Genomic DNA, 16964 nt, shown 5'->3' with positions numbered 1-16964 from the left:
ACGGTTCCGTTCGGTCAGTCGGTTCGCCGCAGCGCGAAGTCAAAGGAAGTTTAGATCAGTCAGACGATTTGCGCGCGTGCGCCGCCGTGCCGAAGAAGCGCGAGCAGGCCGGCATTGCGCGCGGCCTTCGTTCGGCGATGCACCGCGCCGTGCGCGTCTGTCGGGCGGCACGGCAGCGATGCCGGGATGCAATTCGAGCGGCCGGTCAGTCCATCGAAAGGCGCAGCGCGAAGCCGATCAGCGCGGCCGAGAACGTCCAGCGCTGTACGGTTTGGGCGAGCGGGTGCGCACGCATCCACGCCGCGATGCGCGACGCGCCGAACACGCACGCGAGGTCGAAACATACGCCGGCCGCGACGAGCAGCGCGCCGAGTTCGAACATCTGCCACACCACGGGCCCGGCTTCGGGCCGCACGAACTGCGGCAGCAATACCGAGCAGAACAGCAGCGCCTTCGGATTCAGCAGGTTCGTCAGCAGCCCCTTGAAGAACGATTGCCGCAGCTCGCCCGCGGCAGCAGCCTCGCCGTCGCCGAGCGCGAACACCGGGGAGCGGAACACCTGGATCGCGACGTACGCGAGATAGAGCGCGCCGCCGTAACGGATCACTTCGTACAGCCACGGCGCACTGCGGATCAGCGCCGCGACGCCGCAGGCGGACAGCGTCACATGCGCTGTGCGCGACAGCGACAGGCCGGCCGCCGCCGCCATGCCCGGACGCACGCCGCGACCGATGCTGGTCTGCAGCACGAGCGCCATGTCGGGCCCGGGCACCGCGTAAATGGCCGCCAGCGCGGCGAGATAAATCAACAGCAAATGCGTGGAAATCATGGTCTGCCCCCGTCCTCCAATGACGATATGTTGCCGCTGAAGGACGAGGGATTATTGGCCATTTTTGACGCCGGATTGGCGATTGATAGCGGAATCCGCCACAATCACGATATCTGAACAAGGATTCCGCCAAGATGAATGAGCTCGACAAAACCGATCGCGCGATCCTCGCCGCGGTGCAGCGCGACGGCCGCCTGCCGATCGCGCGTCTGGCCGACTCCGTCGGCCTGTCCGAGACGCCGTGTGCGCGTCGCCTGAAGCGTCTCGAAAGCGACGGCTACATCGAGCGCTACCGCGCGCAGCTGTCGCGCCAGGCGCTCGGCTTCGGCGTCGTCGCGTTCGTGCTCGTGCGTTTCGCGACGCACGACCGCAAGGTCGCCGACCGGTTCGAACGGGAAGTGCTCGGCATCGAGCGGATCCTCGCGTGCCACAACGTCGCGGGCACCGCCGACTATCTGCTGCAGGTAGTCGCGCGCGATCTCGATGACTACGGCACGTTCCTGCGCGATTCGCTGCGGATGCTGCCGGGCGTGACGTCGATCGAATCGGCGCTGTCGTTGCGGGAAGTGAAGCACGACGCGGGGTTGCCGGTGCCGTGACGCAGGCAGCAGGCCACGCCGGCGCGGCACGGATTCACGTTGCCGGCCGCGCCGGCATCATGCAGCGCGTCACGCCACGTCGGGAGACTGATGCGCGCGCTCGAGATCCTCGAGAAACGCCTCGACGAGCGGGTCGCCGCGCCCGTTGCGCGCGACGACCATGTGGAACGTGACGTCGTAGCGCAGTTGCTCCGGGTTGAGCGGTGCGAGCAGCCCCTGCGCGACGTACGGCGCCGCGAAATGCTGCGGCAGGTAGCCGAGATGATGGCCCGACAGGATCAGCAGCGCGACGGCTTCCATGTTGTCGGCGGTCGCGGTCACGCGATCGGGCGTCGTCGACATCTGCGCCTCCGGCAGCGGATACGAGCGCCAGGCCCACTCGAAGCCGGCGACGTCGGCCGGCGTCAGCGCACCCGCACCGTCGAACAGCGGATGCCCGCGGCCGCAGTATGCGACCTGACGCTCGATGAACAGCGGCGTGTAGTGCAGCGACGGCACGCGATGCCAGAAGTAGCCCACCGCGATCTGGATCTCGTCGCTCAGCAGCTTTTCCTCGAGATCGCCCGGCGCACGCACTGAGATAGAGAAGCGCACCGCCTCGTCGCGCGTGCGGAATGCGGCGATCGCCTCGGCGATCCGCGCGTTCTGGCTGACCGGCGTGTGCCCGATCAGGCCGATGTTCAGCGTGCCGACCAGTTGGCGGTCCATGTGCCGCGCCGCCATCCCGAATTCGTCGAGCGCCGCGAGCAGCTTGCGACTCATCGCGTGGAACCGCTCGCCCTTCGGCGTGAGCCGGAAACCGCTGCGGCCTCGCTCGCATAGCCGGTAGCCGAGCCGCGTCTCGAGCGAAGACAGCTGCGCGCTGATCGTCGACTGGCCGACGTTCAGCATCGCCTGCGCGGCCGATACGCCACCCGCGTCCGTGACCGCGAGAAACACGCGGATCAATCGCAGATCGAGGGTCGACAGATTCCCCAGCACGCTATTCCCCTTTCATACATCGATGGAAATCGATGTTTACGTCGATATCTTCGCATTCTTCTTTCCGGCCGGACGCGTAAAACTATGCGCCAGGCCGCGTCGAATGATACGGCAACCCCACATCGGACGAGACACCCCCATGAACGAACACCCCCATTTCCAGCCGCTCGGCGGCAATGAAATGCCGCGCAGCGGCGGCATCGCGACGATGATGCGTCTGCCGCACGTGGCGAGCGCCGCAGGGCTCGACGCATGTTTCGTCGGCGTGCCGTTCGACCTCGGCACGTCCAACCGCACCGGCGCGCGCTTCGGCCCGCGCCAGATCCGCACCGAATCCGTGCTGCTGCGCCCGTACAACATGGCCACCCGCGCCGCGCCGTTCGATTCGCTGCAGATCGCCGACATCGGCGACGTCGCGATCAATCCGTATAACCTGCACGACTCCATCGCGCGCATCGAAGCCGCGTACGACGCGATCCTCGAACACGACTGCAAGCCGGTCACGCTCGGCGGCGACCATACGATCGCGCTGCCGATCCTGCGCGCGATCCATCGCAAGCACGGCAAGGTTGCATTGATCCACGTCGATGCACACGCCGACGTGAACGATACGATGATGGGCGAAAAGATCGCGCACGGCACGCCGTTCCGCCGCGCGGTCGAGGAAGGGCTGCTGCACGGCGACAAGGTCACGCAGATCGGCCTGCGCGGCACCGGCTACGCCGCCGAGGATTTCGACTGGTGCCGCGAGCAGGGCTTCCGCGTGGTCCAGGCCGAGGAATGCTGGAACAAGTCGCTCGCGCCGCTGATGGAAGAAGTGCGCGCGCGCGTCGGCGACACGCCGGTCTACATCAGCTTCGACATCGACGGCATCGACCCGGCCTATGCGCCGGGCACCGGCACGCCGGAAATCGCGGGCCTCACGGTGCCGCAGGCGCTCGAGATCATCCGCGGCGCGAAGGGGCTGAACATCGTCGGCTGCGATCTCGTCGAAGTCGCGCCGCCGTACGACCCGTTCGGCACCACGGCGCTGCTCGGCGCAAACCTCGCATACGAGCTGCTGTGCGTGCTGCCCGGCGTCGCGTATCGCGACTGATCCCGGCACGCACACGACCCATTCCAAATCAAAGGATTCCAGAGGAGCACATCAACGATGGGGACTGCCATCAAGCAACCGAAGCGGGCGGCGCTCGCTTCGTTCGTCGGCACCACGATCGAGTGGTACGACTTCTATAGCTATGCGACCGCCGCAGCCATCGTGTTCGGGCCGCTGTTCTTTCCCGGCGAAAGCCGCTTCGTCAGCCTGCTCGCGTCGTTCGGCTCGTTCGCGGTCGGCTTCTTCGCGCGGCCGCTCGGCGGCGTGATGTTCGGCTATCTCGGCGACCGCTTCGGCCGCAAGCGCTCGCTGCTCGCGACGCTGATGCTGATGGCGATCTCGACCGTCGCGATCGGCGCATTGCCCACCTATGCACAGGCCGGCATGCTCGCACCGATCCTGCTCGTGCTGATGCGCGTGCTGCAAGGCATCGCGGTCGGCGGTGAATGGGGCGGCGCGGTGCTGCTCGCCGGCGAGCATGCGCCCGAAGGCAAGCGCACGTTCTTCGCATCGTTCGCGCAGTTGGGCAGCGCGAGCGGCCTGATCCTGTCGATGCTCGCGTTCGGCGCAATCAGCACGCTGTCGAAGGACGACATGATGAGCTGGGGCTGGCGCGTGCCGTTCCTCGCGAGTGCCGTGCTGCTGGCCGTCGGGTTCGTGATCCGCGCGAGCGTGTCCGAGTCGCCCGAGTTCGAGGAAGTGAAGAAGAGCGGCAACACCGCGCAAAACCCGGTGCGCGAAGCGCTCACGTACTGGCCGCTGCTGTTGCTCGCGATCGGCGCGAACGTGTACGGCATCGCCGGCGTGTATTTCAGCAACATCTTCATGATCAGCTACGCGACGCAGTTCCTGTCGCTCGACCGGTCGATGGTGCTGCATTGCATGACCATCGTCGCCGTGCTGCAGTTCGTCGTGCAGCTCGCGGCCGCGTTCCTGGCGCAACGCTTCGGCACGACGCGCGTGCTGCTGATCACCGGCGCGTGGGCCGCGATCGTCCCGTTCGTGATGCTGCCGCTCGTGCATATGGGCACGCCGCTGTCGATCACGGTCGGCGTCGGTCTCGCGACGCTCGCGGAATCGGGCTACTACTCGGTGGTTGCCGGCTTCGTCAGCGGCATCTTCATCGCGCGCATCCGCTACACGGCGATCTCGATCGCGTACCAGGTATGCGGCGCCCTCGCCGGCGGCCTCACGCCGCTCGTGGCGACGCTGATCGCGCAGAACGCCGCGCCGCAATGGTGGCCGCTCGCGGTCCAGTACATGAGCGCCGCCGTGCTGTCGTCGGTGTGCGTCTGGCTGATCTCGCGCCGCGTCAGCATCGACGATGCCGGTGCTCCGGACAAGACGAACGCGCCACTGCCGCGCGGCACGCGCACGGCGTAGTCTCGAAGCACCGGGCCGGCTTCGTCACGCGCCCGCCCGGTCGTCTCCCGCGAACGGCGGCACATCGTGCCGCCCTTTTTTCATTGCCGCCGTCAGAAGTCCGAACGCAGCGTGAGCATCACGTTGCGCTTGTCGCCAAACACGCTGTAGAACCGGCTCGGCGGACGGATGTAGTAATCGCGGTTGAACATGTTGTTCAACTGCAGCGACGCTTCGAGATGCTTGTTGAAGCGATAGCCGATCTGCGCATTGAAGATCGCATATTCGCCCTGCTCGACGCCGCGCGTGATGCTCGTCTGCGCGAGCAGACCGCCGCCGATCGACACACCGCGCAACACGCCCCGCGAGAACGTGTACTTGGTCGACAGCTTGAACAGGTGTTTCGGGTCCGTACCGTCCGTCAGGTAGGCGTCGCTGCCGCTGTCGTAACCGGCATCCAGGTACGTAAGCCCGCATAGAGGTTCCAGTCCGGCGTCGGCTGGCCGGTCACATCGAGCTCGACGCCCTGGTCGCGCACGTGGCCTTCCGCGAGGAAGAAGTCCGGATGCCACGGATCGGCCACCGCGCGGTTGTTGTCGTTGATTCGAAACAGCGCGGCCGTCGCGTCGAGCCGGCCGTCGACCACACGACCGATCTCCTCGTACATTGCCCAGCAATCGTCGCTGTCTTCCTCGATCGCGCCCAACAGCCGTTCAACCGCATCGTTCGCCACGTTGCTCACCGTCGCCTCCTCAGCACGCTGTCACGAATACACGGGGAAACGGCGCGTCAGCTCGGCCGCTTGCGCGCGCACGCGGTCGATCGCCAGTTGCTCGACGACGTCGACGTATTCGCAGCCGCCGTAGTAGCGCTTGCCCGGATAACCTTCCGCGTACTTGTTCGTGAGCTGCGAACCCTGAGCGGCCATCACGGCCGGGCTCGTGTAGTTTTCCGACGCGATCAGCTCGACATGGGCTTCCTGGTGGCGGTTTTCCAGCAGAATGGCATCGAACAGTTCCGGATCGGTCGGGTCGAGCGGATAGCGATTGCGTTCGCACATGGCGGGAATGGCCCTCGAAAATCAAACATTCGAAACGACACGTCCCGGGGCCTGCCCGGGACGGTCCGAACCGGCGCAACGCCCGCCGCCGATCGACGATCGAGACAGCAGGCGTGCAGCGTCCGCGCGTTATTGCACCTGCGTCATTGCACCTGGTTGCGCAGCGTCTTCGCGGCCGCGACCATGTTGGTCAGTGCCGGAATCACTTCCGCCCACTGACGCGTCTTCAGCCCGCAATCCGGGTTCACCCACAGGCGCTCCGCCGGAATACGCTCGGCCGCCTTCTTCATCAGGCCGACGATGTGATCCTGTGTCGGGATGTTCGGCGAGTGGATGTCGTACACGCCCGGCCCGATTTCGTTCGGATACTTGAAATTGTCGAACGCGTCGAGCAGTTCCATATCCGAGCGCGACGTCTCGATCGTGATCACATCCGCATCCATGTCGGCGATCGACGCGATGATGTCGTTGAACTCCGAATAGCACATGTGCGTGTGGATCTGCGTGTCGTCCTGCACGCCATTCGCGGTGATGCGGAACGACTCGACCGCCCACTTCAGGTACTCGCCCCATTGCGCGCGGCGCAGCGGCAACCCTTCGCGCAGTGCGGCCTCGTCGATCTGGATCACGCGCACGCCGGCCTTCTCGAGATCGAGCACTTCCTCGCGGATCGCGAGCGCGAGCTGGTAGCACGACACCGAGCGCGGCTGGTCGTCGCGGACGAACGACCAGTTCAGGATCGTCACCGGGCCGGTCAGCATGCCCTTCATCGGCTTGCTCGTCAGCGACTGCGCGTACGTGATCCATTCGACCGTCATCGCCTTCGGGCGGCTGATGTCGCCGAACAGGATCGGCGGCTTCACGCAGCGCGAACCGTACGACTGCACCCAGCCGAACTGGCTGAATGCGTAGCCGTCGAGCTGTTCGCCGAAGTACTCGACCATGTCGTTGCGTTCCGCTTCGCCATGCACGAGCACATCGAGTTCGAGCGATTCCTGTTCGCGGACGCTGCGCACGATCTCGGCCTGCATCGCCTTGCGATAGCCGGCTTCATCCAGCGCGCCCGCCTTGAACTGGCTGCGCGCCTGGCGGATTTCGCCGGTCTGCGGGAACGAACCGATCGTCGTCGTCGGGAAAGCCGGCAGGTTCAGTCGTGCCGACTGCTTCGCCGCACGCTCCGTGTACGGGCTCACGCGGTTGCCGAGCTGCGCGTCGATGCGTGCGATCGCGGCCTTCACCGTCGGGTTGTTCACGCGCGGCGAGCGGCGGCGCGAGTCGATCGCGGCGGCATTCGCGGCAAGCGTGTCGGCCACCTTGTCGCGGCCTTCGTTCAGCGCGGTCGCAAGCACCTTCAGTTCGTCGAGCTTCTGCAGCGCGAACGCGAGCCACGAGCGGATTTCCGCGTCGAGCTTTTCTTCGCTCGCGAGATCGACCGGCACGTGCAGCAGCGAGCACGACGGCGCGAGCCACAGGCGCTCGCCCAGTTGCTTGGCGAGCGGCTCGAGCCAGTCGAGCGCTACGCCCAGGTCCGTCTTCCAGATGTTGCGGCCGTTGATCGCGCCCACCGACAGCACGCGCTCGGCCGGCAGTTCACGCACCAGCGCGTCGATTTCGTCGCGGGCATTGATCGCGTCGATGTGCAAACCGTCGACCGGCAACGACGCCGCGAGCGTCAGGTTGTCCTGCAGCTGGCCGAAGTACGTCGCGAGCAACAGCTTGATGCGACGCGTTTCCAGCGCCGCGTAAGCAGTGCGGAATGCCTGGCGCCATTCGGCGTCGAGTTCGGTGACGAGGATCGGTTCGTCGATCTGCACCCATTCGACGCCCTGCGCGGTCAGCGTGTCGAGCAGCGCGCCGTACACCGGCAGCAGCTTCGGCAGCAGTGCAAGACGATCCGAATCGTCCTTCGACTTGCCGAGCCACAGGTACGTGACGGGCCCAAGGATCACCGGCTTCGCGGCGACGCCCAGCGCCTGCGCTTCGGCCAGTTGCTGGAGCAAGCGCGACGGATCGAGCGAGAAATTCGTGTCCGCGTGGAATTCCGGGACGATGTAGTGATAGTTCGTGTCGAACCACTTCGTCATTTCGCCGGCCGAAACGCCGCCGCAGCACGCCGCATGTTCTTCCGCCGATTGCGCCGAGCGGCCGCGCGCCACGCGGAAATAGTTGTCGAGCGCGTCGCCCTGGAAGCCCTGCACGCGTTTGGGCAGGTTGCCGAGCGTGAAGCTCATGTCGAGCACCTGGTCGTAGAACGCGAAGTCGCCGATCGGAGCCAGATCCAGATCGCGCTGGTCGTTCCAGTGACGGTGGCGCAGCTCGGCACCGAGCGACTTCAGCTCGTCGCGCGACGATTCGCCCTTCCAGTAGCGTTCGAGACCGAACTTGAGTTCGCGCTTTGCGCCGATGCGCGGAAAACCGAGGTTGTGTGTCGTAACCATGACGTTGCCGTACAGAGAAAAATTGAGGATCCGGCAGCCATGATAGGGATTTCAAACCATGAAATAAAATGGCATTATTTCATTCATCCATTAAATCCATTCATGTATCAGTTGAGTGAGCGATATCCATGCTGGAACGATTCCATCTCGTCGTGATCCGTGAGGTCGAGCGCCAGGGCTCGCTGACGGCCGCGGCCAATGCGCTGCATCTCACGCAATCGGCACTCAGCCATACCGTCAGGAAGGTCGAGCAGCAGCTCGGCACGCCGATCTGGGATCGGGAAGGACGCGGGCTGCGGCTCACGCAGGGCGGGCAATATCTGCTGAAGCTGGCGAACCGGCTGCTGCCGCAGTTCGAGCTCGCCGAGGAGCGGATGAAGCAATACGCGAAGGGCGAGCGCGGCACGCTGCGCATCGGGATGGAATGCCACCCGTGCTATCAGTGGCTGCTGAAGGTCGTGTCGCCGTACCTGACGCGCTGGCCGGACGTCGACGTCGACGTGAAGCAACGCTTCCAGTTCGGCGGCATCGGCGCGCTGTTCGGCTATGACATCGACGTGCTGGTGACGCCCGATCCGTTGAACAAGCCGGGGCTGCGCTTCGATCCCGTGTTCGATTACGAGCAGGTGCTGGTGGTCGCCGACGCACACCGGTTCGCCAATGCCGACTACGTGACGCCCGAGCAGCTCGGCGACGAAATCCTGATCACGTACCCGGTCGAAACGGACCGGCTCGACATCTACAACCAGTTCCTGACACCGGCCGGCATCGTGCCGCGGCGCCACAAGTCGATCGAGACGACCGACATCATGCTGCAGATGATAGCGAGCGGGCGCGGTGTGGCCGCGCTGCCGAGATGGCTTGCCGACGAATATGCGGACCGGATGCCGGTCGTGCCGGTCAAGCTGGGCAAGAAGGGAATCGCGAAGCAGATCTTCCTCGGCATCCGCGAAGCGGACGCGTCGATCGACTATCTGGCCGCGTTCGTCGCGCTCGCGCGCGAATCGACGTGGAGCGCGCCGCGCATGCTGCGCTAGGCGCGCCCTGTTGCAATGCGCGTCAGGCGGCGCGCATGCCGATGCGTTCGCCACGTTCGACCCACGCACCGAACAGCAGGCCGATCGTCGTCCACATGATCACCTGCATGCCGATCGCCGCCACGCGGAACTTCCAAAGCACGGCTGCCGGAAAATCGGCCGGTAACTCGCTGACCGACGGCAGCCCGTTCTGCACGGCCGCGATGATCGCGATGAACACGAGGCCCGCCACGATCGACGCGTTCCACTGGCCGAGCTTCGCCAGCAGATGACGACGCACGCTGACCGAGAACACCATCGTCGCGATCGAGATCGCGATCATCAGGAAGAACAGGCCCGTGCGATAGCCGATCGTGTCGGGGTCGCCGACCGATGGCGGATTGGCCGGGTACTTGATGTTGGGCACGATCACGAGCGCGACGAATGCCGCGAGCGCGAGCCACGCGGCGAGCGGACGTGCCGGGAGGCGGTTGCCTCGTCCGTATGCGAACGCGAAGACCAGCGAGAACAGCCCGCCGAACGCCGCGCCGTAGGTCACGACGCCCGTCAGCAGGCCGAGGCCTGCCTGCGTGTGACGGCTGACCAGTTCAGGCTCCGGCGCTTCGCCCTTGGCGGCATCGGACTTTTCCTCGAAGGAGATTGCCTGATCGACTTGCGGTTCGCCGACGATTTTCGCGAAACCGAACGTGAGGAGACCCGCGGCGATGCCTGCGAGCATCCCGCGCATGAGCAGCTTTCCGACCATCTTCTACTCCGCGTCAGTGGCAGGGAAAGCCAAGCAGGTGGCGACCGTCGTGCACGAACTCGTGCACGTACATGCCCGGCACGATCGACGTCGCGCCCTGTTCCGCGCCGACGAAATACAGCGCGAGCAGCAGGATCAGACCGACGAAGATGGCCCACGGCAACAGTTCGCGGACGGGGATGGGCGCCGGCACGACAGCCGGCTTCAGCATTGCTTCGCTCATGGATGCACCTCAGGGGAATCGCGCCCCGGCAAATGTTGGATGGAATACGAACGCAGGTCTGGCTTCCGGGATCGAATATCCCCGGTTACAGTGGCGCGACCGCACCGGAATTGCACCGGCTTCCACGTTTCGTATCGGGCGAATTGTACGCGCGAACGTTCGCGTATTGAAGGCCGGTGCATGATCGGCACTGCCGCGCACTGCCGCCTCGAACAATCGACTACCGACATGATCCAGCCTGTCTTGCTGCGCCTGATCGCGCATGCATCGACCCGTGCGATGCGCACCGGCACGTTTCCCGACGACGATCCGCTCGACGCGCGCGGGCTGGCCGACGCCGCCGCGGTACGCGAGCGGTTCGCCGGCGTCCCTCGCGCGGTCGCGCTGAGCAGTCCCGCGCTTTGCGCGCGACAGACCGCCGATGCGCTCGGGCTACGCGCGCGACTCGACGATGCGCTTCGCGATGTCGACTACGGCCGCTGGCGCGGCAAGCGACTGCACGATCTCGCGCGCGACCTGCCGGACGAACTCGGCACATGGCTCGGCGAGCCGCTTGCGTCGCCGCACGGCGGTGAGTCGTTCGAAGACGTCGCATGGCGCGTCCGCGCCTGGCTCGACGGTCTGCCGCGCGATCTCGACGTCGTTGCGATCACGCATGCGGCGATCGTTCGTACAGCCATCGCGTGTGCGTTGCGGATGGAACCGCAGGCCGCGATGCGCATCGACGTCGCACCGCTATCGTGCACGGTATTCGTCAGGTCGCCGGACGGTTGGACGTTGACCACCGACGACGACGGGCGCGATACCGACACGCAAGTTCGTTGCCGACCATACCGATGACGATGCGGGCCGGCGCGACGCGGCAACGTGATGAATGGCGATGCGCGCATTTCTTACATACCTGTAAGACAACGATTCGTCCTCCCGACTGTCATCAAACTGACGAGTGGCCGAAGCTAGGATCGGACGCGGTTCCCTTACGAGATGCCGTCATGAATCAACCTGCTTCGTCCGCCGCCAATACTCCCGGCTCCACCGAACGCACCCGGCAGGTCGGCTATGCCGTCTTCCTGCTGGTGCTCGCGATCGGTGCCGTCTATATCGCCACCCACCTGATTGCCGATCTGTCGCCCGTCCGCGAAGGATCGTTGTTCCCGTATCTGATGCTCGGCGCCGCGCTGCTGATCGCGCTCGGCTTCGAGTTCGTCAACGGCTTCCACGACACGGCGAATGCCGTCGCGACCGTGATCTACACCCACTCGCTGACGCCGAACGTCGCGGTGATCTGGTCCGGCCTGTGGAACTTCCTCGGCGTGATGGTTTCGAGCGGCGCCGTCGCGTTCGGCATCCTGCAGTTGCTGCCGGTCGAGCTGATCCTGCAGGTCGGCAGCGGCTCGGGCTTCGCGATGGTGTTTGCACTGCTGATCGCCGCAATCGTGTGGAACCTCGCGACCTGGTACTTCGGGTTGCCGTCGTCGAGCTCGCATACGCTGATCGGCTCGATCATCGGCGTCGGGCTGATGAACCAGCTGATGCACGGTCCGTCCGGCACGAGCGGTGTCGACTGGGGTCAGGCGCTCGGCGTCGGCAAGTCGTTGCTGTTCTCGCCGATCGTCGGCTTCCTGTGCGCGTCGCTGCTGTTGCTCGTGCTGAAGGCCGTCATTCGGGTTCCGGATCTGTACAAGGAGCCGCCGAAGGACCAGCCGCCGCCGTTCTGGATTCGCTGCCTGCTGATCCTCACCTGCACCGGCGTGTCGTTCGCGCACGGGTCGAACGACGGGCAGAAAGGCATGGGCCTCATCATGCTGATCCTGATCGGCACGGTGCCGACCGCGTACGCACTGAACAAGGCCGTCACGCCGGCCGAATCGCAGACGTTCGTCGCCGTCGCGAACCAGGCCGCCGCGACGTTCGCGAAATACTCGAACGGCGTCGCACCGTCCGCGAATCCTCGCGCCGACGTCGAACACTTCGTGCAGCGCCGCGAGATGACGCCGGCCGTGCTGCCGGGCGTGCAGCAACTGTCCACGTCGCTGGCGACCGCGGTCGGTTCGTCGGGCTCGATGGCGGCCGTGCCGCAGGGCGACGTCGACAACGTGCGCAACACGATGTATCTGGTGTCCGAAGCGATTCGTCTGATCGAGAAGTCGGGGCAACCGGCATTTTCCGCCGACGACAAGCTCGCGATCGACAACTACCGCAAGCAGCTCGACCACGCGACCAAGTTCATTCCGACCTGGGTGAAGGTTGCGGTCGCGATCGCACTGGGTCTCGGCACGATGGTCGGGTGGAAGCGGATCGTCGTGACCGTCGGCGAAAAAATCGGCAAGCAGCATCTGACGTACGGACAGGGCGCATCGGCCGAGCTCGTCGCAATGCTGACGATCGGCGCGGCCGACGCGTACGGGTTGCCCGTCTCGACGACGCACGTGCTGTCATCGGGTGTCGCGGGCACGATGGCGGCGAACGGCTCCGGGCTGCAGTGGAGCACGGTGCGCAGCCTCGTGCTCGCATGGGTACTGACGTTGCCGGCATCGATTGTGCTGGCGGCCGGTCTTTACTGGTTGTTCCGCTCGGTCGCCTGAGCGGAGAAGCGGCGAGCGGCCGGGGGACCGGTCGCTCGCCGAGGAAGATTCGAAGTCGGTTCTTCGGTGCTTCGGTGCTTCGCGTCGTAGCCTTTTCGTTTCGCTCACACGGAGCGAAGTCCATCCGGCTCATCGCCGCGTCAACCTCGCCTAGACTCCGAGCCGCCATACCGGCTGCTCGCGCCGCACCCCTCCCTTCTTTCCGGATTGAAGCGCAAGATCTGGAGCGCGTCATCGCACAGACGACATTAGACTGGGTTCATCGACTTTCACCGTGGACGCAGGCATGCGCCGCGCTTGCCGGCATCGCGTCGCCGCCCGTTCCACAACGACCGGCTGTGCATCGCAGCACACTCGATACCGGGTACTTCGATGCCGATGGCATGCCTGCACGACACCACATCGCTGACGAACAAGGTACGCCCGTGAACATTGCCGATCTGCAACCCGCCGTCGAATCCGTCGACATGGCGCAGCACGTGAGCGCCCTCGACTGGACCACCGTCGATACCGAACTCGATCGCTACGGATGCGCGCGCGTACCGGGTCTGCTCTCGCTGGAGGAATGCGCGGCGCTGGCGGCACTCTACCCGCGCGATGCGCTGTACCGTTCACGCGTCGTCATGGCGCGGCACGGTTTCGGCCGCGGCGAGTACCGATATTTCGCCTATCCGCTGCCCACGATCGTCGATGCGCTGCGGACAACGCTCTATCCGCATCTCGCCCCGATCGCGAATCGGTGGAACCGGGCGCTCGGAATCGACGTCCGCTATCCGGCCGAGCACGCGGCATTTCTCGCGCGCTGCCATGCGGCTGGCCAGACGCGGCCGACGCCACTGATCCTGCAATACGGCCCGGACGACTACAACTGCCTCCATCAGGACCTGTATGGCGAGCATGTCTTTCCGCTGCAGGTCGCGATCCTGCTGTCGGCGCCGGGCCGGGATTTCACTGGTGGGGAGTTCGTACTGACGGAACAGCGGCCCCGCATGCAGTCGCGTGCGGAAGTAGTGCCGCTGATGCAGGGCGACGCGGTGATCTTCGCGGTGCATGGCAGGCCGGTGCAAGGGACGCGCGGCGTCTATCGCGTCAATCTGCGTCACGGCGTGAGCCGCATCCGGACCGGGCACCGCCATACGGTCGGCATCATCTTTCATGACGCGCAGTAACGATACCGACATGAGAACCATGCTGTCGCGCACCCCATCGTGTCGATACTCGTACGGCGCGCAGGCCGCTGCGCTCGAGCGCCGTCATGCAATCCGCATTACTGTCCCTGACGCTCCCGCGGCATCGAATGCGATATTGCCTCGTCTCGCGTGACGTCATGCTCTCGCTGGTGGGACGGGCACATCGCGGCAGCCCGGCCATATAGTCGGCATCGCGGTCCATGACGTGCCTCGCATCATCCAGTGCGAATGCTGCTTTATCGCGCGGTGCATCGGGCCCGGCGATACAGCACACGCGTCACAGCGGCCGGATATCGCGGGTGCCACGATTACGCTTCAGGCGAGGAATACGTGCGAGGAAGTTGATGTGCACCGGCCAATCGCACTGGCGACGAATCGAAGCGTGGGTGAGTGACGGAGGGCGACAGTACGCACCCTGTCGCCCTGCGCACGCGATCGACTGCTCGAGCTACCCTCGTGCCGCACTCGCCCGCAGCCTGTCACCCGCATCGGCCGCAAGCCGCGCATAGCCCGGCAACGTCAGCAACGCGAGTACGCCTGCAGCGACGAACGCCCAACGGAAGTCGTCGAGCACATAGTGAATGCCGGCCGCATCGCCACGCACCAGTGCCGCGAGCCGCAGCGCCAGCGCGCCGAACGCAATCCCCATCCCGATCGTCATCTGCTGAGCTGCACTCCACAGCGTGCTCGCAGCACTGGTCTGGTGAGATGGAATGTCGGCATAGGCGAGCGTCGCAAGCGTCGTGAACTGCATCGAACGCGTGAGCCCGTAGACGAATACGACCAGCAACGTGATTGCCAGCGGCGTCGACGCGGTCAGCCAACCGCATGCGATCGTGCAAAAACCGACGATCGTCACGTCGATGAGCGCAACACGCCGGAAACCGAAACGATCGAGTATCCACGACGTGCCCGCCTTCATGCCCAGATTGCCGAGCGCACTCGCTAGCAGCAGCAGACCGGACTGGAACGGCGACAGCCCGAAACCGATCTGGAACAACAGCGGCAGCAGGTACGGCACCGCATTGACCGCGACTCGCGTGATCGAGCCGGTGAGCACCGTCACCGAGAATGTCGGCACCTTCAGCGTCGTGAAATCGAGCAGCGGATGCGCACAACGCTGCGCATGCAACCACGCGGCGATACCAAACAGCACGCTGGCGCCGATGAGCATCGCTGCGCGCGCGAACTGCGCGTCCTGCTGGCCCGCCATTTCGGTACCGAGCAGCAGACATGTCAGCGCCCCGCCCGCCAGCACGAAGCCGATCCAGTCGAGCGGACGCTGTTCCTCGGCGCGCGTATTCCGGACGATCAGCCAGGTACAGACGAGCGCGGCGAAACCGAGCGGCACGTTCAGCAGGAAGATCCAGCGCCACGATGCATACGTCGTGATGAAGCCGCCGATCGGCGGCCCGACGACCGGCGCAACGATGCCCGGCCACGTGATCGTCGCGATCGCGCGCATCAACCGCGCCTTCTCGGTGCTGCGCACGACGATCATCCGTCCGACCGGCACCATCATCGCCCCGCCGACACCCTGCAACAACCGGGCGGCAGTAAACGTCCCGACGCCGTTGGACAGCCCGCACAGTATCGATGCGCCGGTAAACACGACGATCGCACTGCCGAATACGGTGCGCGACCCGTATCGGTCCGCGATCCAGCCACTGATCGGAATGAACACCGCGAGCGCCAGCATGTAGGCCGTCATCCCGAGGCTCAGCGCATTCGGCCCGACGCCGAAAGAGCGCGCCATTTGCGGTAGAGCGGTCGCGATCACGGTCGTGTCGAGGTACTCCATGAAGAAGGTCGCGGCGACGAGATACGGCAAGAAGTCGGTCGTCCGACCACTCTGGGTAGAACTGGAAGTCATGAACGATGCAGTTACGGAAGGCGGGACACACCGGCCACCGCACAGGTGGCGGCCGGGACGAGTGGCGATATTACCCTGAAGCGCCCGAACTCCGCTTTGCAGGCACATAATCCTGGAACGACTTTATGCGCATAGATTTTATCCCGTTCGAGTAGAAGCCATGCGCACGACCCGGATGAAGATGGGGGCTTTTGTCACCAACATCACGGACAATCGACGAAATTACTCGTCAATCAGGCCGTCCTGACGAAGCGTGTATTGCTCGCCGCGGCATGCATTGCTCCACTCTGCACGGCCCTGCTCGTCAGTTGTTCCGTGATAAACCACGACACCGTCGGACACTCGGATCAGCGAAAACTTCATATTGGCGAACGGGCCGACATCGCCATCTGCATCCTGGAATTTCGCATGAAACGGCGCACGGACGCAGGCAGCTTCATGCTGTGCGGCGCATCCAAGCAGAGAGAAACTGAGCAGAAGCGGTATGAGCTTTTTCATTGGCATTGCCTGAAGGAATTCGCCCACGGCGAAGAGAGACGGGGGAAGAGAAATGCAATCGGCATCAGCCCTCAAGCTTGCCATTTAACTGGAGATCGCGCCAATGTGGGCAAGAATGGCAAAAGATAACCGAAGAACAGTCGGTTTTAGTTTCTCGCTTCGAGCAGTGAGAAGCGCATCGTCATGGCCGTGCAGTGGCTCAGTTCCGGTGGAATCGGGGGGCCCCGCGCGGTCGTGATGCAGGAGATCGATATACAGCGGGGGACCGCCTGGCCGTTACCCGCCAGGAAACATGTGGCGTGTCGCTACCGGACCTGCATCGCAGATCGGGTGAGCCGCAGTGCAGGATCGGGTTCGGAGGTGAGTCGGTGTCGCGGCTGGCTCGCACCGGCATGCGATCGATCAGCCAAAGCAATCTGCCACCGCCCGCCTGCATTTCCGTCGCGCC

At 64.9% G+C, this 16964-nt stretch carries 16 protein-coding genes, 1 pseudogene and 1 riboswitch; of the genes and pseudogenes, 7 read left to right on the top strand and 10 right to left on the bottom strand.

Annotated elements, in window-relative coordinates; all coding sequences use genetic code 11:
- Positions 1–205: 205 nt before the first annotated feature.
- Positions 206–829 carry a LysE family translocator gene (locus J7024_RS24155; RefSeq protein WP_096507764.1) on the bottom strand — a complete coding sequence of 208 codons (624 nt, stop codon included), beginning with the start codon at positions 827–829 and terminating at the stop codon, positions 206–208.
- Between the two features lie 134 nt (positions 830–963).
- Here J7024_RS24155 and J7024_RS24150 point away from each other — a divergent pair, with 134 nt between their 5' ends.
- Positions 964–1428, top strand: coding sequence for an Lrp/AsnC family transcriptional regulator (locus tag J7024_RS24150; protein ID WP_124829541.1), 465 nt, complete (start codon positions 964–966; stop codon positions 1426–1428).
- 69 nt (positions 1429–1497) lie between these two features.
- On the opposite strand, the gene J7024_RS24145 is transcribed toward J7024_RS24150, so the two are convergent.
- Positions 1498–2409, bottom strand: coding sequence for a LysR family transcriptional regulator (locus tag J7024_RS24145; RefSeq protein ID WP_124829542.1), 912 nt, complete (start codon positions 2407–2409; stop codon positions 1498–1500).
- 139 nt (positions 2410–2548) lie between these two features.
- Here J7024_RS24145 and speB point away from each other — a divergent pair, with 139 nt between their 5' ends.
- Both speB and J7024_RS24135 read left to right on the top strand, forming a co-directional pair.
- Positions 2549–3505 (top strand): agmatinase, encoded by a 957-nt coding sequence (speB, locus tag J7024_RS24140; protein WP_124829543.1) that lies wholly within the window; start codon positions 2549–2551, stop codon positions 3503–3505.
- A gap of 57 nt (positions 3506–3562) precedes the next feature.
- On the top strand, positions 3563–4888 hold the full coding sequence (locus J7024_RS24135) for an MFS transporter (protein ID WP_124829544.1): 1326 nt from the start codon (positions 3563–3565) through the stop codon (positions 4886–4888).
- Between the two features lie 92 nt (positions 4889–4980).
- On the opposite strand, the gene J7024_RS37375 is transcribed toward J7024_RS24135, so the two are convergent.
- From J7024_RS37375 to metE, 4 genes and pseudogenes are all read right to left on the bottom strand, one after another.
- A complete protein-coding gene (locus tag J7024_RS37375) occupies positions 4981–5292 on the bottom strand; it encodes a TonB-dependent receptor (RefSeq protein ID WP_234745549.1) in 312 nt (103 codons plus the stop codon).
- Complete coding sequence (locus J7024_RS37370) at positions 5289–5609, bottom strand: TonB-dependent receptor (RefSeq protein ID WP_233410043.1); 321 nt, start codon at positions 5607–5609, stop codon at positions 5289–5291. The genes J7024_RS37375 and J7024_RS37370 overlap by 4 nt, the downstream gene beginning before the upstream one ends.
- A gap of 63 nt (positions 5610–5672) precedes the next feature.
- A pseudogene (gene glyA / locus J7024_RS24120) lies at positions 5673–5927 on the bottom strand (serine hydroxymethyltransferase); the annotation flags it as partial.
- Positions 5928–6070: 143 nt separating this feature from the next.
- Positions 6071–8365 carry a 5-methyltetrahydropteroyltriglutamate--homocysteine S-methyltransferase gene (gene metE, locus J7024_RS24115; RefSeq protein WP_234745544.1) on the bottom strand — a complete coding sequence of 765 codons (2295 nt, stop codon included), beginning with the start codon at positions 8363–8365 and terminating at the stop codon, positions 6071–6073.
- A gap of 128 nt (positions 8366–8493) precedes the next feature.
- On the opposite strand from metE, the gene J7024_RS24110 reads away from it, so the two are divergent.
- Positions 8494–9402, top strand: coding sequence for a LysR family transcriptional regulator (locus J7024_RS24110; protein ID WP_124829546.1), 909 nt, complete (start codon positions 8494–8496; stop codon positions 9400–9402).
- Positions 9403–9424: 22 nt separating this feature from the next.
- On the opposite strand, the gene J7024_RS24105 is transcribed toward J7024_RS24110, so the two are convergent.
- Together J7024_RS24105 and J7024_RS24100 are read right to left on the bottom strand one after the other, a co-directional pair.
- Positions 9425–10147, bottom strand: a complete 723-nt coding sequence (locus J7024_RS24105; RefSeq protein ID WP_124829547.1) for a CbtA family protein — start codon at positions 10145–10147, stop codon at positions 9425–9427.
- Positions 10148–10160: 13 nt separating this feature from the next.
- A complete protein-coding gene (locus J7024_RS24100; RefSeq protein WP_124829548.1) occupies positions 10161–10370 on the bottom strand; it encodes a CbtB domain-containing protein in 210 nt (69 codons plus the stop codon).
- Positions 10371–10404: 34 nt separating this feature from the next.
- A riboswitch (cobalamin riboswitch) is annotated at positions 10405–10546 on the bottom strand.
- Positions 10547–10598: 52 nt separating this feature from the next.
- Between J7024_RS24100 and J7024_RS24095 the strand changes: the two genes are divergently transcribed.
- From J7024_RS24095 to J7024_RS24085, 3 genes are all read left to right on the top strand, one after another.
- Positions 10599–11210, top strand: coding sequence for a histidine phosphatase family protein (locus J7024_RS24095; RefSeq protein WP_175751733.1), 612 nt, complete (start codon positions 10599–10601; stop codon positions 11208–11210).
- Between the two features lie 152 nt (positions 11211–11362).
- A complete protein-coding gene (locus J7024_RS24090) occupies positions 11363–12955 on the top strand; it encodes an inorganic phosphate transporter (protein WP_124829550.1) in 1593 nt (530 codons plus the stop codon).
- A gap of 425 nt (positions 12956–13380) precedes the next feature.
- A complete protein-coding gene (locus J7024_RS24085) occupies positions 13381–14124 on the top strand; it encodes a 2OG-Fe(II) oxygenase (RefSeq protein ID WP_124829560.1) in 744 nt (247 codons plus the stop codon).
- Between the two features lie 469 nt (positions 14125–14593).
- Here the strand turns inward: J7024_RS24085 and J7024_RS24080 are convergent, their stop codons facing one another.
- Together J7024_RS24080 and J7024_RS24075 are read right to left on the bottom strand one after the other, a co-directional pair.
- Positions 14594–16018: a DHA2 family efflux MFS transporter permease subunit gene (locus tag J7024_RS24080; protein WP_124829551.1), complete on the bottom strand. Its 1425-nt coding sequence runs from the start codon at positions 16016–16018 to the stop codon at positions 14594–14596.
- 222 nt (positions 16019–16240) lie between these two features.
- Positions 16241–16516: a hypothetical protein gene (locus J7024_RS24075; RefSeq protein ID WP_175751731.1), complete on the bottom strand. Its 276-nt coding sequence runs from the start codon at positions 16514–16516 to the stop codon at positions 16241–16243.
- Between the last annotated feature and the right edge of the window lie 448 nt (positions 16517–16964).

It is taken from the genome of Burkholderia sp. WTPI3 (genome assembly GCF_021483755.1).
Taxonomy (GTDB): Bacteria; Pseudomonadota; Gammaproteobacteria; order Burkholderiales; family Burkholderiaceae; genus Burkholderia.
This window is presented reverse-complemented; position numbering and strand designations above follow the sequence as displayed.

Coding starts and splice junctions, on each gene's coding strand:
- J7024_RS24155 (WP_096507764.1), bottom strand. CDS start 829: ATGATTTCCACGCATTTGCTGTTGATTTATCTCGCCGCGCTGGCGGCC.
- J7024_RS24150 (WP_124829541.1), top strand. CDS start 964: ATGAATGAGCTCGACAAAACCGATCGCGCGATCCTCGCCGCGGTGCAG.
- speB (WP_124829543.1), top strand. CDS start 2,549: ATGAACGAACACCCCCATTTCCAGCCGCTCGGCGGCAATGAAATGCCG.
- J7024_RS24135 (WP_124829544.1), top strand. CDS start 3,563: ATGGGGACTGCCATCAAGCAACCGAAGCGGGCGGCGCTCGCTTCGTTC.
- metE (WP_234745544.1), bottom strand. CDS start 8,365: ATGGTTACGACACACAACCTCGGTTTTCCGCGCATCGGCGCAAAGCGC.
- J7024_RS24110 (WP_124829546.1), top strand. CDS start 8,494: ATGCTGGAACGATTCCATCTCGTCGTGATCCGTGAGGTCGAGCGCCAG.
- J7024_RS24105 (WP_124829547.1), bottom strand. CDS start 10,147: ATGGTCGGAAAGCTGCTCATGCGCGGGATGCTCGCAGGCATCGCCGCG.
- J7024_RS24100 (WP_124829548.1), bottom strand. CDS start 10,370: ATGAGCGAAGCAATGCTGAAGCCGGCTGTCGTGCCGGCGCCCATCCCC.
- J7024_RS24095 (WP_175751733.1), top strand. CDS start 10,599: ATGATCCAGCCTGTCTTGCTGCGCCTGATCGCGCATGCATCGACCCGT.
- J7024_RS24090 (WP_124829550.1), top strand. CDS start 11,363: ATGAATCAACCTGCTTCGTCCGCCGCCAATACTCCCGGCTCCACCGAA.
- J7024_RS24080 (WP_124829551.1), bottom strand. CDS start 16,018: ATGACTTCCAGTTCTACCCAGAGTGGTCGGACGACCGACTTCTTGCCG.
- J7024_RS24075 (WP_175751731.1), bottom strand. CDS start 16,516: ATGAAAAAGCTCATACCGCTTCTGCTCAGTTTCTCTCTGCTTGGATGC.